The organism is Neorhizobium galegae (assembly GCF_017877055.1).
Taxonomy (GTDB): domain Bacteria; phylum Pseudomonadota; class Alphaproteobacteria; order Rhizobiales; family Rhizobiaceae; genus Neorhizobium; species Neorhizobium galegae_D.
Genome location: NZ_JAGIPG010000001.1, coordinates 2,026,804 through 2,041,035 on the forward strand (window position 1 = coordinate 2,026,804; position 14,232 = coordinate 2,041,035).

Below are 14,232 nucleotides of genomic sequence, written 5' to 3' on the forward strand. Positions count from 1 at the left end.
CTTAGTTGTAGCCGCGCGCGGTGCGGAATGCCGCCGCGAGATCCGATCCGCCATTGAACACGCGGGCTGAGGTGGCTTCCGCAAGGCTGTCGAGCTGGGTCTTGTCGGCATCGCCGAAGGTAATGCCGAAGACCGGAACATGCGGCTGCGTCGCAGCCCACTGGCTTATGAACCGCCGGCTTTCATCATCCGACTTGCCGTCGGTCATGATGACCACGGCAGGCAGATAGTTCGAAAGGCCCTTGGTGGCACCGATCTGCCGCATGGCCTCGGCAGCGCAGGCATACATGTTGGTGCCGCCGCCCGGCTGCTCGCCGAGCACGGCATTCAGAAGCCCTTCCTGTTCGAGCGGATCGCCGCTTCCCGTCAGCGAGCGGCGCACGCTGCCGTCGAAGGGAATGACGATGATGCGGTCGGCCGGTGACCATTGCACCAGAACCCGGCTCGCTTCGGCCGGCGTCAGCAGGAAACGCATGGCCTGTTTCAACTGGGTTACGCCATCGCCGCTCATCGAGCCGGAAAAATCGAGGCAGAGCGCGGTCAGCGAAGGCTTGCGCAAGGCGGCCTGGTAGAGCGTCAGCGCCTCGCCGATGACGGCCGGTTCCGGCATGCGGATCGCGGTCACCAGCCGCTTCGGATCGAAATTCCAGAGCGGTTCCGGCGTCGCGGCCACATCGGCGAGCGGAATGCGCCTGCCGGTCGCAGCGATGCGTTTCTGGATGTCGGGGGTGCGCAGATAGGCGAGCAGGTCGTTGAAGAAGGCCTGGACCTCCGCGCCGCGGCCATGATCGACAAAACCGATCGGTGAATCGGCGACCGCCACGCCATCGGCCGGATAGATGGCATAAAGCGGATCCTGCTGCCCGATGCCCGCCAGCTTGTCGTTGGTCTCCTTCAGCACCGCCTCGTAGTTCCACATCGCATCGTAAAGCGTGCCGCGGCGAGCCTGGTCCACATAAAGATCGGCGAGCCAGCCGGAGGAGCCCGAGGAGCGCTCGACGCCCGACAGCAGCGCCTTGACTGTGTCCTGCACCGTCTTGTCCTTGAGGTCGCCGGGCTCGATCACCGGCTTGTTGCCGAGCGCGCTCGACAGCATGGCGAGATAGGCGCTGGCGCCGGAATTGGACTGCGTCGCCGACGTCATCAGGAATTTCAGCGAGCCGGAATTCACCGCGGTGAGGATATCCTTCATGAAGACGTCCCGGCCGATCCAGCCGAGTGCCTGCGCCTTCGATTTGCGGACGCCCAATGTGACCGGCGTCTGGGCGATCGAGGTGAGGTTCTTGACGCGGCGGCGGGTATCGAACATCTCGACCCAGACGCTGGAAGCCGGCCAGACCGCATCCTGGGAGACGCCGGCCTCACTCTGCAGCGCCAGGCCGATATCGAGCGTGCCCTCGTACTTGAAGGTGCAGGCGGCATTCTTCTGCTTGCAGAATTCTTCCACGATCGGCTGCAGGACCGTGTTTTCCGATCCGGAGACGATCGAGAAATCCGGCCCCTTGCCGATATTGCAGCCTGCAAGCGGGACCACCGCCAGCAGCGTCAAAACCAGGTAACGCGCCTGCCTGATCGCCAAGGTCACGCCCCTGCCATCGCTTTCTTGAGCTCGACAGTCAGCTGTTCCATGCGGCTCTCCGCCTCGGCGCGCTTCTTGCGGCCGTCTTCCTGGACGCGCAGCACGCCGCTGATCGTATCGATCAGATCGCGGTTTGCCTGTTCCAGCGTGCCGATGTCGACGATGCCGCGCTGCGACTGTTCCTCGATGGCGATTGCCTGATCCTTCATCATCGCCGATGCTTCGCGGATCATCTGATTGGTGGCATCGGTGACGGTCTTCTGCAATTCGAGCGCCGATTTCTGCCGGTTGAGGCCGAGCAGGATAACCATCTTCTGCTTCCAGGCGGGAACGGTCAGTGCCGAAGTCGCCTGCAGGTTCTCGATCAGCGTCTCGTCGCCCGACTGGACGATGCGGATCTGCGGCAGTTGCTGGATGCCGAGCTGGCGGGCCTGCTGCAGATAGAAGATGCGCTTTTCCAAGCGATCAAGCGCCTGCAGGCTGTCCTGGTAGGTCTGCGCCTCGATCAGCCCGCCGCCGGGATTGGCTGCTGCCGCTTCGGCGGCGGCCTTCAGCTTCGGCAGCTCGTTGGCGCGGAAATTCTCGGCAAAGGCCTTGCCCGCCTGGACGTAGCCGTCGAGCTTGACGATCGACCGCTTGGTCTCCTCGTGGAGATCGTCGAGCAGGGCGATGTCGCGGCGAAGCGTATCCTTATGGCGGTCAAGTTCCAAGCCGATCCGGTCGATCTGGCCAGCAACGTCCTCGAACTCTTCCTTGAAGCGCTCCAACCTCGCCTGGGCGGACTGGAACATGCGGCTGAAAAACCCCTGCTCGCTGATCGACGCCGGATCGAGGTTCTTCGACTTCAGGATGATATCGTTGAGCAGCTTGCCGACTTCGCCCATGTCGCGATTGCGGACTTCGCGCAGGATACGGTCCGCATAATCGGTCACCGATTGCTGCGCCCGGTCTCCGAAGACGGAGATCGACGAGCGGTCGGTCAGGTTGATGTTATCGGAGATGCGGGCGATTTCTGCCGGATCGGCAGAAACCACGGGCAGATTGAGATTGGAAGTGGTCGATAAGTCGGTATCCGCCATCGTGTCATCCCCCCGCAGCGCTCTGTTTCACCGTCAGGCCTTTGTCAAAAAGCCGTCGCGCCGAGAAGATATGAGGAGCCACACAGGGCCAGTGCTTGGCCTCAAGACGACGGCCCCGCGCAAATCATGCCCGACGCGGGCTCACAGTAGAGAGGATTGCGTGACAGTTTCATGACGGCCACCGCCGCCGCCGGACAGGCACGGCCGGCAAACAGCAACGGGTGCGCTATTTCGCCGGCGCCGGGCACGAGTCCTGCTGCGGCTTGAGGAGCTCCAGCTTGGCAAGGCTGCCGGACAGCACGAAGTCACCGTAGTCCATGGTGAGATCGCGGGTGATGCCGTTTTCGTAGAGCTTGAACGACATGTTGTAGACCGGGGTCGGGTCGCCGACCGCATTCTCGTTGAAATAGGCGATCGTCACCGGCCAGAAGGAAGACTTTGCAAACTCGCCGGCCTTGTCGGCATCGACATCGTCCTTCTGCGCGGTCTGCGACTTGCCGATCACCGTCGTGGTCAGCAGCGCCTGGTCGCCATTTTCCGAACCGTCGAAGACCCGCGCCTCGAAGAAACTCTTGCCCTGCTTGGCATTCGCGATGACATCGAGCATATGGCTGGTTGGGAAATCGCTCGACGGCAATTCGATCTCACGACCGTCGGGCTGGGTGATTTCCACCTTGACGCCCTTGTCGACGATCGACGCATCGCCGCTCAGCTGCTTGTCGAGTTGCTCGTCGGTGAAGGACTTGGTTTCGAAATGGAACTGGTTTGCGGCCATGTCCTCGAAGGTGGTGGTCTGCTGGTCGCTGAGGCGCGTCTCCTCGCCCGTATTGATCTTGGTCACCAGCCGGAAATTGGTGGAAAAACCGGTGCAGGCCGAGCCCGTGAACTCATAGACCATGCGGCCAAACATGCCTTCGATGCCGGAACGTTCCGAGGCCTTCTTGAGCTTCAGGTCGTAAATGGCGCGATGCGGGACGAGCAGCCGGGCAGCAGCGTCGATAGTCGCGTCCGCGGAGGTGGCAGCCACAAGGCTCAGACCGCCGGCAAGGATCACCCCGAGGCTCATTCGCAACATTCACATTCTCCTGTTGGACTCAGTTGGGGATGTTATAAGAACGCCATCTGACCAAGCTAAGGCCTTGATGCAGGATTTTTGAAGAATTTACAACAAAACGGGAGTCGAAAATGACCGAAGCCATCGAAGGCCGCCTGAAGGAACTGGGGATCGTCCTCCCCGTCGCGGCAGCACCCGCGGCCAATTATCTGCCCTATGTGATCACCGGCAACCTGCTGTTCATCTCCGGCCAGCTGCCGAACGAAAACGGCAAAGTGGCCGTCACGGGCCTTGTCGGCGCGGACGTCGATGTGGCGGCAGCCAGCCGTGCTGCGGAGCTCTGCGCCATCAATATCCTCGCCCAGGCAAAGGCTGCTTTGGGTGGCGATCTCGGCCGGATCAAGCGGGTGGTCAAGCTTTCGAGCTTCGTCGCCTCGGCGCCCGGCTTTGCCGAACAGCATATTGTCACCAACGGCGCATCGAACCTGATCGCCAACGTCCTGGGCGAGGCCGGCAAGCATGCCCGGGCCGCCGTCGGCATGGCGGCGCTGCCGCTCAACGCCGCCGTGGAAATCGAAGCCATCATCGAGATCGAAGCATGACCGACGCCACCTGGATCAAGGACCTTCCGGTCGCCCATCGCGGCTACCACGACATGAACCGCCAGGTCTGGGAAAACACGCTCTCGGCGTTTTCCCGGGCAGTCGAAGCCGGCTTTGCGATCGAGTGCGACGTGCAGCTCGCCGCCGACAGCGTGCCGGTGATCTTTCACGACCATGATCTCGAACGGCTTTGCGGCATCAAGGGCGATATTCGCGAAAAGACCTCCGCCGAACTCGGCATGCTTTCAGTGGGGGCTACCAAGGACAAGGTGCCGACCCTGAAGCAGATGCTTGCCCTCGTCGCCGGCAAGGTGCCTCTGGTCATCGAGATCAAGGGACGCGAAGGGGACGGCCAGGACGACGGGTTTGCCGAGGCGGTGCTGGAAGTTCTCGAAGGCTATCAGGGCAAGGTGGCGCTGATGAGCTTCGACTATCACATCCTGCGCGACCTCAGGAATGCCGGCTCACCCTACCCGCTTGGCCTGACCGCCATGGGCGACAAGCCGGAAGAATTCTTCGAGCATGACGAAGCCATGCAACTTGGCCTCGATTTCATTTCCTATCACTACCCTCACCTGCCGAACACGTTCATCACAGCCCAGAGAGCGACCGGAATTCCGGTCATTACCTGGACCGTAAGGGATGCAAACGGCCGCGAACATACCTATAAATATGCGGACCAGATGACCTTCGAAGGTTTTGATCCGCGGGAGGCTTCCTCCCCCTCCCTGTAAAGCAGAGCATGACCGGCAATCTTACCATCCGCATCGAAAAGTCCTTCTGCGCGATCAGCCCGGCAAGCTGGTCGCGCCTTTCGGGCACCTCCAAATCCTCCTCGGAAACGCCCTACAATCCGTTCCTGTCGCACGCCTACTTGTCGGCGCTGGAAGAATCCGGCTCCGCCACCGCCAAGACCGGCTGGCTCGGCCATCACCTTCTCCTTGAGGACGACAAGGGCACGCTGATCGGCGCGGTTCCCGGTTATCTCAAGAGCCACAGCCAGGGCGAATATGTCTTCGACCACGGCTGGGCCGACGCTTTCGAGCGGGCCGGCGGACGTTATTATCCGAAACTGCAATGCACCGTACCGTTCACGCCGGCGAGCGGGCCGCGGCTGCTGGTCTGCGAAGGTTACGACAGGGATTCGACGGAGTTAACGCTTGCGGCCGGTCTCCAGGAGGTGACACGTCAGCTCGGCATCTCGTCGGCGCATGTGACCTTCATTGCGGAAGACCAGATCGCCGCCTTCGAAGAGGCCGACTATCTGCATCGCACCGACAAGCAGTTCCATTTCATCAACGACGGCTACGAGAACCACGACGCCTTCCTCGAAACGCTTGCCTCGCGCAAACGCAAGGCACTGAAGAAGGAACGCCGCGCGGCCGTGGAAAACGGCATCAGCATCGACTGGCTGACAGGCAAGGACCTGACCGAGGACATCTGGGACCAGTTCTTCGAATTCTACATGGATACAGGCGGCCGCAAATGGGGCCGGCCTTACCTGACGCGAAAATTCTATTCGCTGATCGGAGAGCGGATGCCGGAAGACATCCTTCTGGTGATGGCGAAACGCGAGGGCAAATATGTCGCCGGCGCGATCAATTTCATCGGCGGGGATGCGCTCTACGGCCGGCATTGGGGCTGTATCGAGGACCACCCCTTCCTGCATTTCGAGGTCTGCTATCACCAGGCGATCGATTTCGCGCTCGCCAGGGGCCTGAAGCGCGTCGAGGCAGGCGCCCAAGGCGAGCACAAGCTGGCGCGCGGCTACCTGCCTGTCACCACCCATTCGATGCACTATATCGCCCACGCGGGACTGAGGCGCGCGATCGCCGACTATCTGGAGCACGAACGCCAAGACGTGGAGCAGATGACGGAATACCTTGCCGAACACAGCCCGTTCCGCAAGGGCGAGCGCCAGCAGGAACAGGATTAGAGCCCGGACAGATCGGGCCGGAGAAACAAGGAGAGGACATCGCGATGAGCGGCCAGGCTTACGACAGCAACAACATCTTCGGAAAAATCCTGCGCGGCGAGATCCCGTGCCATCGGGTCTACGAGGACGCCGATACGCTTGCCTTCATGGATGTCATGCCGCAATCGCCCGGTCATCTGCTGGTGATTCCGAAAGTGCCGTCGCGCAACATTCTCGATGCCGACCCGGCGGTGCTTTCGAAGCTCATTCCCGTGGTGCAGAAGCTCGCCAAGGCTGCGAAGGAGGCTTTCGAGGCGGACGGCATCACCGTGATCCAGTTCAATGAGCCGGCTTCCGGCCAGACCGTCTTCCACCTGCATTTCCACGTCATCCCGCGCTACGAGGGGCAGGCTTTGAAGCCCCATTCGGGCCAGATGGAAAACAACGAAGTGCTGGCGGCAAACGCCGAGAAGATCATCGGCGAACTGGGCAACTAAGTCTCAGAAGCCGACCCACCAGAGGCCGGCGACAAGCAGCGCCATCGGCACCGCAACCCCGATCCAGACCTTGCGGCCGGTCGCCAGGAAGACGGCAAAACCGATACCGGCCGCCCCCAGCCTCAGCCAGAGGGGCGAGCCGGCCAGCGTGCCGTTCGGGAAGACGATCAGTTTGGCGGTGACCGCCATGACCAGCGCGGTCGCAACCGCCCTCACCCAGTAAAGCGCCTCGGAATCCTCGTCGAGGCGATTGCCGGTGAAAACGCCGAGCCAACGCCAGATGTCCGTCGCCAGAAAGCCGGCGACTGCGATGACGATAAAGGTCCAGTATTCGGCGATCATCGCTTTATCCCCTGCCCGGCACGCTTCCTCCTGCGACGCGCCCTGTCGATCAGATAGGCCGCTGTGCCGCCGCCGAGGCCGGCGCACAGCACGTCGAATTCCGGGGTGACCAACGCCATGGTGGGGCCGAGGACCACCCCCATGACGAAGGCGATCTGGACCACCGGCTGGCGGGCGCTCGCCCAGATCGAGGCGTTGAAATAGACCGGCGTCAGGAAGAAGAGCACCCCCGCAACCGTCGGCGGAAAGGCCGAGACGATATCGTAGAAGACCGCGACCACCAGCGTGCCCGTCAGGGTCAGTGTCACGCCGAAGCCGGCGAAGTAAATCGCCCGGTGCTCGCGCGGCACGTTGCGAAGCGTGGTGATCGCGAAGACCCAGGATGTGATGGCGATGAAATGCGACAGGATCAGCAGCAGCCAGATCGGCGTGCGCCTTGTGCGCATTTCGGGGATGACCGAGGCGACCATCGGCGTCATGCGGATCGAGGAGAGTGTCACCGCGAGGAAACAGGCGGCGATGTTGGCGCCGCTCGCCATCGTGCCGACCAGGATGACCTGCGCCGGCAGCGCCCAGATCGCAAAGGACATGAACACGGCCTCCGCGCGCGTCAGGCCCGATTCCAGCGCAAACGCGCTGAAACCGACGATCGAGGTGAGCAGGATGAGCGCCGGCAGAGACAGGAGGCCCCGCATGCCGGTAAAGAACCAGGATAGGGCGTTGCGGTCATCACTGTCTGGAGACATCGGTATTCCGGATATGCGCGAAGAAAGAAGGCAAGTCGTCAAAAACGACGATGCCGGGACAAGCCCGGCATCGCAAGAGTTCCATCCGAAAGCCTATTTGCTCTTCGGCACGCGCGGCACCGTCGTGCCCTTGCGCGGCGGCGTCTTGGGCGCGTCGTCCGATGCGATCACGTCCGCATCGACCATGGCACGAGCCCGTGTGTGACCGCCGTCCTTGTCCTTCGGGGCCGACTTCTTCGGCGCCTTGGGCTTGGTAACCTTGGCTTCGGCTTCCTCAGCGGCCTCTTCCACCTCGGCCTCCGGCTTCGGCTTCACGGGCGTCGCTTCGGAAATCGAGTCGAGGATGAGCTTATCCTTGCCATCCTCGCCCTTGCCGACCGTAACGCGAACCACGCCACCCTTGCGCAGCTTGCCAAACAGGATCTCGTTGGCGAGCGGCTTCTTGATGTATTCCTGGATGACGCGCGAGAGCGGGCGGGCACCCATCTTCTCGTCGTAACCCTTTTCCGCCAGCCAGGCGACTGCGTCCTGATGCAGGTCGAAGGTGACGTTGCGTTCCGAGAGCTGCGTCTCGAGCTGCATGACGAACTTCTGCACGACCTGATGGATGACTTCCGTTGGCAGCGGTGCGAACTGGATGATCGCATCAAGGCGGTTGCGGAATTCCGGTGTGAACAGGCGGTTGATCGCCTCTTCGTCTTCGCCGGTGCGCTTGGACGAACCGAAGCCGATGGCGGCCTTGGCCATTTCCGACGCGCCCGCATTGGTCGTCATGATCAAGATGACGTTACGGAAGTCGATCTTCTTACCGTTGTGGTCGGTCAGCGAACCATGGTCCATGACCTGCAGCAGGATATTGTAGATATCCGGATGCGCCTTCTCGATTTCGTCGAGCAGGACCACGCTGTGCGGATGCTGATCGACGCCATCGGTCAGGAGACCGCCCTGGTCGAAGCCGACATAGCCGGGAGGTGCGCCGAGCAGCCGCGAGACCGTGTGGCGTTCCATGTATTCCGACATGTCGAAACGCAGTATCTCGACGCCGAGCGAGGCGGCAAGCTGCTTGGCGACTTCCGTCTTGCCGACGCCGGTCGGGCCGGAGAAGACGTAGGAGCCGATCGGCTTGTTCGGTTCGCGAAGGCCGGCACGGGCGAGCTTGATGGCCGTCGACAGGGCTTCGATGGCCGCATCCTGGCCGTAGACGACCGAACGCAGTTCCTTTTCCAGGTTGGCGAGAACCATCTCGTCATCCTTGGAGACGGTCTTTGCCGGAATCCGCGCCATCGTGGCGATCGTCGCCTCGATCTCCTTCTCGGTGATCAGCTTGCGGCGCTTGGAGGCCGGCAGCAGCATCTGGGCCGCACCGGTCTCGTCGATCACGTCGATCGCCTTGTCCGGAAGCTTGCGGTCGGAGATGTAGCGGGCCGACAGTTCGACGGCCGACTTGATCGCCTCGTTGGTGTAGCGCAGCTTGTGATAGTCCTCGAAATACGGCTTCAGGCCCTTCATGATCTCGATCGCATCCTCGATCGACGGCTCGTTGACGTCGATCTTCTGGAAGCGGCGGACCAGAGCCCGGTCCTTTTCGAAGAACTGGCGGTATTCCTTGTAGGTGGTCGAGCCGATGCAGCGGATCGCACCCGAAGACAGAGCCGGCTTCAACAGGTTCGAGGCATCCATCGCGCCGCCGGACGTAGCGCCGGCGCCGATGACCGTGTGGATCTCGTCGATGAACAGGACCGCACCCGGATACTCTTCTAGTTCCTTGACGACCTGCTTCAGACGTTCTTCGAAGTCGCCGCGATAACGGGTACCGGCCAAGAGCGTGCCCATGTCGAGCGAGAAGATGGTAGCGTCGGCGAGAGCCTCCGGTACCTTGCCTTCGATGATCCGCTTGGCCAAACCTTCGGCGATCGCCGTCTTGCCGACGCCCGGATCACCCACGTAGAGGGGGTTGTTCTTGGAGCGGCGGCACAGGACCTGGATCGTGCGGTTGACTTCGGCATGGCGGCCGATCAGCGGGTCGATCCGGCCGTCGCGGGCCTTTTCGTTCAGGTTGACGCAATAGGCCTTGAGGGCATCCTGCGGCTTCTTGGCAGACCCTTCCTCCTGATCGCGGGAAGAGGGCTTGGCTTCCTGCTCGCTGTCGTCGGCGCCGCGCGGCGTGCGGGTCTGGGAGGAACCTGCGCGCTTGCCGATGCCGTGCGAAATGTAGTTGACCGCGTCGTAGCGGGTCATTTCCTGCTCCTGCAGGAAAAAGGCCGCATGGCTTTCCCGTTCCGCGAAGATCGCGACGAGAACGTTGGCGCCGGTCACTTCCTCGCGGCCCGAGGACTGGACGTGGATGACGGCGCGCTGGATGACGCGCTGGAAGCCGGAGGTCGGCTTGGAGTCCTCGTCATAACCAGTGATCAGGTTGGCAAGTTCGTTATCGACATAGTCGGTGACGGTCTTGCGCAGGGTTTCCAAATTGACGTTACAAGCTCCCATGACCGCGGCTGCGTCGGCATCGTCGATCAACGCCAAAAGCAGGTGCTCGAGCGTGGCGTATTCGTGATGCCGCTCGTTGGCAAAGGTCAGTGCCTGATGCAGCGCCTTTTCTAGACTAGGCGAAAATGTTGGCACGTCGGGTTCCTCACTTCTTTTCCATGACACATTGCAGCGGATGCTGGTGTTGCCGGGCGAAGTCCATGACCTGGGACACTTTGGTTTCCGCTACTTCGTATGTAAATATTCCGCATTCTCCCACGCCGTGATTGTGGACATGGAGCATGATACGCGTCGCCGCTTCCCTGTCCTTCTGAAAGAAACGCTCCAGAATGTGGATGACGAACTCCATGGGCGTATAATCGTCATTCAGCAGCAGTACGCGGTAGAGATTTGGCTTCTTGGTTTTTGGCTTCGTGCGGGTAATGACGGAGGTGCCGCGATTTGCGTTGTCTCCGTCGCCACCCTTTTCAGCTTGCATCAAGATCGGCAGTGCGATCATCTTCATTCATTCCCCAGTCATCCGGCGGGTTCGTCCGAATGGCCGAACGGCCGGACTTCAGTCTTCCTAACTTAGTTCATTGAACGCGAATTTTAAGCCCCCTTTGCGGCCACGCAATCACTATTCCGCTAAAGAGATCATCGAACATGCCGAAAATCGGGAATTTCCGCATTGGCATGAATCAAAAAGGCCGGCAGCGTTGAACGCCGCCGGCCTTCTGTGGTGAAGGCGTCGCTTGGAGGGGCCGCTATGCGCGTTACGCCGCGTTTTTTGCGGCCACCACGGCGGTCGACTTGGCGACCGGCGTTTCGTAGGGCTTGTAGGCCGTCTTGGCGAGATCGGCATACATGTCGGTGATCTTGGCCGACTCAGCAACAAAGCCTTCATAGGCCGACTTCACGTACTTGGTCTGGAGTTCGAAAACCGCCTCGACACTGCGGGTGGAAGCGAGCGCCTCGACGAAACCTGCCATCTCCTGGAAGGACTTCTTGGAATAATCAGTCGTCTCGGTCGCAATCGCCTGAAAACCCTTGGCGATCTCGGAATAGCTCTTCAGCATCCCGTCCATCGCTTCCTTGCTCTTCTTGTTGGCTTCATCAAAGTTGAACATCGCCTGTCCCTTTGTTCTATTCGGATTTGCTGATTGAAGGCGGCCAGCCGATAAAAGTCAAGGGTGATTTGTGCGGCGCAAAATCACCTTCGGTTGCAACGGAATCCATGCAAATGCACGGATCGATTCAGGCTTCTGATTTTGCGAAGATATATCAGCACATGGCAAACCGCCGCGCAAAAACGCCGCAGCCATTTTCTTTCGAGGCGCCACCGTTCGCCGCGAATCAAAAACGGGCCCGTGAGCCCGCCTTCAAACCTTGCGATCACGCCGGTCAGAGATCGACGTGGAGGAGATCGATCAAAGATCGACGTCCAGGATCGCCATGGAAAAGTTGTAGGAGCGGTCGCCGTCCTCGTCATCGATATAGATGACACCGAGAAACTCGTCTCCGAGGTAAACTTCGGCCGAGTCGTTCTTGCGCGGACGCGCCTTGACGATCGCCTGCGGATTGATCACGCGCTTGAAATAGGCGTCGAGCTTCTTGATTTCGTCCGGTTTCACGTTTCTCTCCGTCAGCGGTTCTCGGTTGCGGCGCTTTTGGCATGGGACAAAGGTGAAAGTAAAGCCGCCAGAAATAGCCTTTACCGCTCTTTTGCGATGTTCGTTGGGGCCGATGATCAGCGCGCTCCAAACATCGACAAGCGGCGGGCAAACGCAGACGAATCAGTCGTCGGCCCCGAGAAGCTGGTCCATCAAGCGCGACGGTTCCGAACACCCAGCGCTCCCGACCACCTTTGCCGGCACGCCGGCGACGGTGGACTTCGGCGGTACGGCCTTCAGGACCACCGAGCCGGCGGCAACGCGCGAGCACGACCCGACCTCGATATTGCCGAGGATCTTGGCGCCGGCGCCAATGAGGACGCCGTTGGCGATCTTCGGATGGCGGTCGGCGCCCTCCTTGCCGGTGCCGCCGAGCGTCACCCCATGCAGGATCGAAACGTTGTCGCCGATGACAGCCGTCTCGCCGACCACGAGGCCGGTGGCGTGATCGAGGAAGATGCCCTTGCCGATGCGGGCTGCCGGGTTGATGTCCGTCTGGAAGACGCTGGAGGAGCGGCTCTGCAGATAGAGGGCAAAGTCGCGGCGGCCGCGCATGAACAGCCAATGCGCCAGCCGGTGCGTCTGGATCGCGTGAAAGCCCTTGAAATAGAGAACCGGCTCCATGAACCGCAGGCAGGCGGGATCGCGGTCATAGACGGCCTGGATGTCGACGCGCATGATCGCGCCCCATTCCGGCCAGTCGGCCAGCATTTCCATGAAGGTCTGGCGCAGAAGGACGTCCGGCACGTCCGCATGGGCAAGGCGTTCGCAGATGCGGTGTACGACGCATTCCTCGAGCGAGCGATGGTTGAGCACGGCAGAATAGAGAAATGCGGCGAGCAGCGGATCCTGCTCGGTTGCCATGCGCGCTTCCTGGCGCAGCGTATCCCAGATGGGATCCACGGTCGCGAGCGACTCCTGGCGGATTTCAGTTCTTGCGGCCATCGCCGTCTCCTCGTTTGCCGTACGGCAGAGCTTCCTACGGCAGTATATAGAATAAGTTTACGCCAAGACCAATGCCCGGAAAATCGCATTCCGTTGATCGTAAGAATGAAAGAACCTACGGTCTTGCGGAGAGTTCGGCGTAGAACTCCAGAACCGCCTTCTTGAACACCCGGTCGCCGACGGCGAGCATGTGGTCGCGGCCGGGGATATCGAGGGCAACCGCATGCGGCATCAAGGCGGCGAGTTCCTGCGCGGAACCGGCGATGTCGTCCTTGGTTCCGACCCCGATCAGCGTCGGCGCGTCGATACGCCCCATGTCGGCGCGGCTGACAAGGTCCCGCGAACCGCGGATACAGGCAGCGAGGGCTTGCTTGTCGCTCTTCGTCTGGTCGGCAAAGGCGCGGAACATGCGGCCGCGGGCATGGGCGACGTCATCGAGGGACGGAGCGAGCAAGGCGTCGGCGATCGGATCCCAGTCCCCTACCCCGTCGGTCATGCCGATGCCGAGGCCGCCGAGGACCAGCGAGCGTACCCGATGCGGATGCGCGAGTGCGGAAAAGACCGAGATGCGGGCGCCCATCGAATATCCGAAGACATGCGCTTCCGGGATCCTCAGATGGTCGAGGAGCGCCATCGAATCCTCGGCCATCACCCATGGCCGATAGGCTTCCGGATCGAGCGGCTTGCCGCTTGCGCCATGCCCGCGGTTGTCCATGGCGATCACCCGGTAACCGGCGTCGCCCAGCGTCTTCAGCCAACCCGGATGTACCCAGTTGACCAGCGCGCTCGAGGCAAACCCGTGGACGAGCAGCACCGGATCGCCGGACGGATCGCCTTCGTCGAAATAGGCAAGATCGAGACCATCATGGGAAAACTTGGAGAAGGCAGGCGCATTGAGATTCATCGGGGCAGTCCTTATTGGCGCCCGGAACATAAGGGATGAACCGCGGGGTTTGAACCCGTGAACAACAGGAAATCGACACGCCTGCGGCGGTTTTCCCACTACACAATCGCCAAGCGGGCGGCTAATGTCCGGCGCAAATCAGACGCGCCGCATTTCAGTATCGGAGACCATCATGGCCGGGCACAGCATTCCCCACTTCCAGAACGACGGCGGGCATCGCTTGATCCAGATCGGCGTCAAGGAATTCATGTGCACCGGCGCTTCGGTTCCCTTCGACCATCCGCACATCTTCATCGACATGGGCGACGACAACGAGAAGGTCTGCTCCTACTGCTCGACCCTCTACCGCTACAATCCGACGCTGAAGGCCGAGCAGACCGACCCGCCGGGCTGCGTCTTCCACGTCAAGGCCGCCTGATCGGCATCT

Annotated in this window: 16 protein-coding genes; 5 read left to right on the top strand and 11 right to left on the bottom strand. The window is 61.3% G+C overall.

All coding sequences use genetic code 11. The features are described 5' to 3' along the window. Position 1: 1 nt before the first annotated feature. The 3 genes from J2857_RS09510 to J2857_RS09520 all read right to left on the bottom strand — a co-directional run bounded on the left by J2857_RS09510 (position 2) and on the right by J2857_RS09520 (position 3,733). Positions 2-1,579 carry a VWA domain-containing protein gene (locus J2857_RS09510; RefSeq protein ID WP_245363057.1) on the bottom strand — a complete coding sequence of 526 codons (1,578 nt, stop codon included), beginning with the start codon at positions 1,577-1,579 and terminating at the stop codon, positions 2-4. A gap of 2 nt (positions 1,580-1,581) precedes the next feature. Then, complete coding sequence (locus J2857_RS09515) at positions 1,582-2,658, bottom strand: toxic anion resistance protein (protein ID WP_210009842.1); 1,077 nt, start codon at positions 2,656-2,658, stop codon at positions 1,582-1,584. A gap of 226 nt (positions 2,659-2,884) precedes the next feature. Then, on the bottom strand, positions 2,885-3,733 hold the full coding sequence (locus J2857_RS09520) for a cell envelope integrity EipB family protein (protein ID WP_210009843.1): 849 nt from the start codon (positions 3,731-3,733) through the stop codon (positions 2,885-2,887). A 110-nt stretch (positions 3,734-3,843) separates the two neighbouring features. Here J2857_RS09520 and J2857_RS09525 point away from each other — a divergent pair, with 110 nt between their 5' ends. Genes J2857_RS09525 through J2857_RS09540 form a run of 4 tightly spaced genes read left to right on the top strand, consistent with a single transcriptional unit; the run spans position 3,844 to position 6,726 of the window. Beyond that, positions 3,844-4,314, top strand: coding sequence for a RidA family protein (locus J2857_RS09525; RefSeq protein ID WP_210009844.1), 471 nt, complete (start codon positions 3,844-3,846; stop codon positions 4,312-4,314). Continuing rightward, positions 4,311-5,048: a glycerophosphodiester phosphodiesterase gene (locus tag J2857_RS09530; protein WP_210009845.1), complete on the top strand. Its 738-nt coding sequence runs from the start codon at positions 4,311-4,313 to the stop codon at positions 5,046-5,048. The genes J2857_RS09525 and J2857_RS09530 overlap by 4 nt, the downstream gene beginning before the upstream one ends. Before the next feature lie 8 nt (positions 5,049-5,056). Next, on the top strand, positions 5,057-6,250 hold the full coding sequence (locus J2857_RS09535) for a GNAT family N-acetyltransferase (protein WP_210009846.1): 1,194 nt from the start codon (positions 5,057-5,059) through the stop codon (positions 6,248-6,250). Positions 6,251-6,294: 44 nt separating this feature from the next. Continuing rightward, entirely contained in the window at positions 6,295-6,726 is a 432-nt protein-coding gene (locus J2857_RS09540; protein ID WP_210009847.1) for an HIT family protein, read from the top strand. A gap of 3 nt (positions 6,727-6,729) precedes the next feature. On the opposite strand, the gene J2857_RS09545 is transcribed toward J2857_RS09540, so the two are convergent. The 8 genes from J2857_RS09545 to J2857_RS09580 all read right to left on the bottom strand — a co-directional run bounded on the left by J2857_RS09545 (position 6,730) and on the right by J2857_RS09580 (position 13,805). Further along, entirely contained in the window at positions 6,730-7,068 is a 339-nt protein-coding gene (locus J2857_RS09545) for an AzlD domain-containing protein (protein ID WP_210009848.1), read from the bottom strand. Next, entirely contained in the window at positions 7,065-7,814 is a 750-nt protein-coding gene (locus tag J2857_RS09550; RefSeq protein WP_210009849.1) for an AzlC family ABC transporter permease, read from the bottom strand. The genes J2857_RS09545 and J2857_RS09550 overlap by 4 nt, the downstream gene beginning before the upstream one ends. A 93-nt stretch (positions 7,815-7,907) precedes the next feature. After that, the gene (clpA, locus tag J2857_RS09555) at positions 7,908-10,439 is read right to left on the bottom strand and encodes an ATP-dependent Clp protease ATP-binding subunit ClpA (RefSeq protein WP_210009850.1); all 2,532 of its coding nucleotides are present in this window, start codon (positions 10,437-10,439) and stop codon (positions 7,908-7,910) included. A gap of 10 nt (positions 10,440-10,449) precedes the next feature. Continuing rightward, entirely contained in the window at positions 10,450-10,803 is a 354-nt protein-coding gene (gene clpS, locus J2857_RS09560) for an ATP-dependent Clp protease adapter ClpS (RefSeq protein ID WP_007758328.1), read from the bottom strand. 256 nt (positions 10,804-11,059) lie between these two features. Further along, positions 11,060-11,413, bottom strand: a complete 354-nt coding sequence (locus J2857_RS09565) for a phasin family protein (protein ID WP_210009851.1) — start codon at positions 11,411-11,413, stop codon at positions 11,060-11,062. A gap of 300 nt (positions 11,414-11,713) precedes the next feature. Further along, on the bottom strand, positions 11,714-11,917 hold the full coding sequence (locus tag J2857_RS09570; RefSeq protein ID WP_037087332.1) for a DUF3126 family protein: 204 nt from the start codon (positions 11,915-11,917) through the stop codon (positions 11,714-11,716). Between the two features lie 162 nt (positions 11,918-12,079). Further along, a complete protein-coding gene (gene cysE, locus J2857_RS09575; RefSeq protein ID WP_210009852.1) occupies positions 12,080-12,901 on the bottom strand; it encodes a serine O-acetyltransferase in 822 nt (273 codons plus the stop codon). Between the two features lie 115 nt (positions 12,902-13,016). Further along, on the bottom strand, positions 13,017-13,805 hold the full coding sequence (locus J2857_RS09580; protein ID WP_210009853.1) for an alpha/beta fold hydrolase: 789 nt from the start codon (positions 13,803-13,805) through the stop codon (positions 13,017-13,019). Positions 13,806-13,977: 172 nt separating this feature from the next. Between J2857_RS09580 and J2857_RS09585 the strand changes: the two genes are divergently transcribed. Beyond that, positions 13,978-14,223 carry a zinc-finger domain-containing protein gene (locus J2857_RS09585; RefSeq protein ID WP_210009854.1) on the top strand — a complete coding sequence of 82 codons (246 nt, stop codon included), beginning with the start codon at positions 13,978-13,980 and terminating at the stop codon, positions 14,221-14,223. Positions 14,224-14,232 lie beyond the last annotated feature (9 nt).

Coding starts and splice junctions, on each gene's coding strand:
- J2857_RS09585 (WP_210009854.1), top strand. CDS start 13,978: ATGGCCGGGCACAGCATTCCCCACTTCCAGAACGACGGCGGGCATCGC.
- J2857_RS09525 (WP_210009844.1), top strand. CDS start 3,844: ATGACCGAAGCCATCGAAGGCCGCCTGAAGGAACTGGGGATCGTCCTC.
- J2857_RS09515 (WP_210009842.1), bottom strand. CDS start 2,658: ATGGCGGATACCGACTTATCGACCACTTCCAATCTCAATCTGCCCGTG.
- J2857_RS09550 (WP_210009849.1), bottom strand. CDS start 7,814: ATGTCTCCAGACAGTGATGACCGCAACGCCCTATCCTGGTTCTTTACC.
- clpS (WP_007758328.1), bottom strand. CDS start 10,803: ATGATCGCACTGCCGATCTTGATGCAAGCTGAAAAGGGTGGCGACGGA.
- J2857_RS09580 (WP_210009853.1), bottom strand. CDS start 13,805: ATGAATCTCAATGCGCCTGCCTTCTCCAAGTTTTCCCATGATGGTCTC.
- J2857_RS09545 (WP_210009848.1), bottom strand. CDS start 7,068: ATGATCGCCGAATACTGGACCTTTATCGTCATCGCAGTCGCCGGCTTT.
- J2857_RS09530 (WP_210009845.1), top strand. CDS start 4,311: ATGACCGACGCCACCTGGATCAAGGACCTTCCGGTCGCCCATCGCGGC.
- J2857_RS09565 (WP_210009851.1), bottom strand. CDS start 11,413: ATGTTCAACTTTGATGAAGCCAACAAGAAGAGCAAGGAAGCGATGGAC.
- J2857_RS09540 (WP_210009847.1), top strand. CDS start 6,295: ATGAGCGGCCAGGCTTACGACAGCAACAACATCTTCGGAAAAATCCTG.
- J2857_RS09535 (WP_210009846.1), top strand. CDS start 5,057: ATGACCGGCAATCTTACCATCCGCATCGAAAAGTCCTTCTGCGCGATC.
- cysE (WP_210009852.1), bottom strand. CDS start 12,901: ATGGCCGCAAGAACTGAAATCCGCCAGGAGTCGCTCGCGACCGTGGAT.
- J2857_RS09520 (WP_210009843.1), bottom strand. CDS start 3,733: ATGTTGCGAATGAGCCTCGGGGTGATCCTTGCCGGCGGTCTGAGCCTT.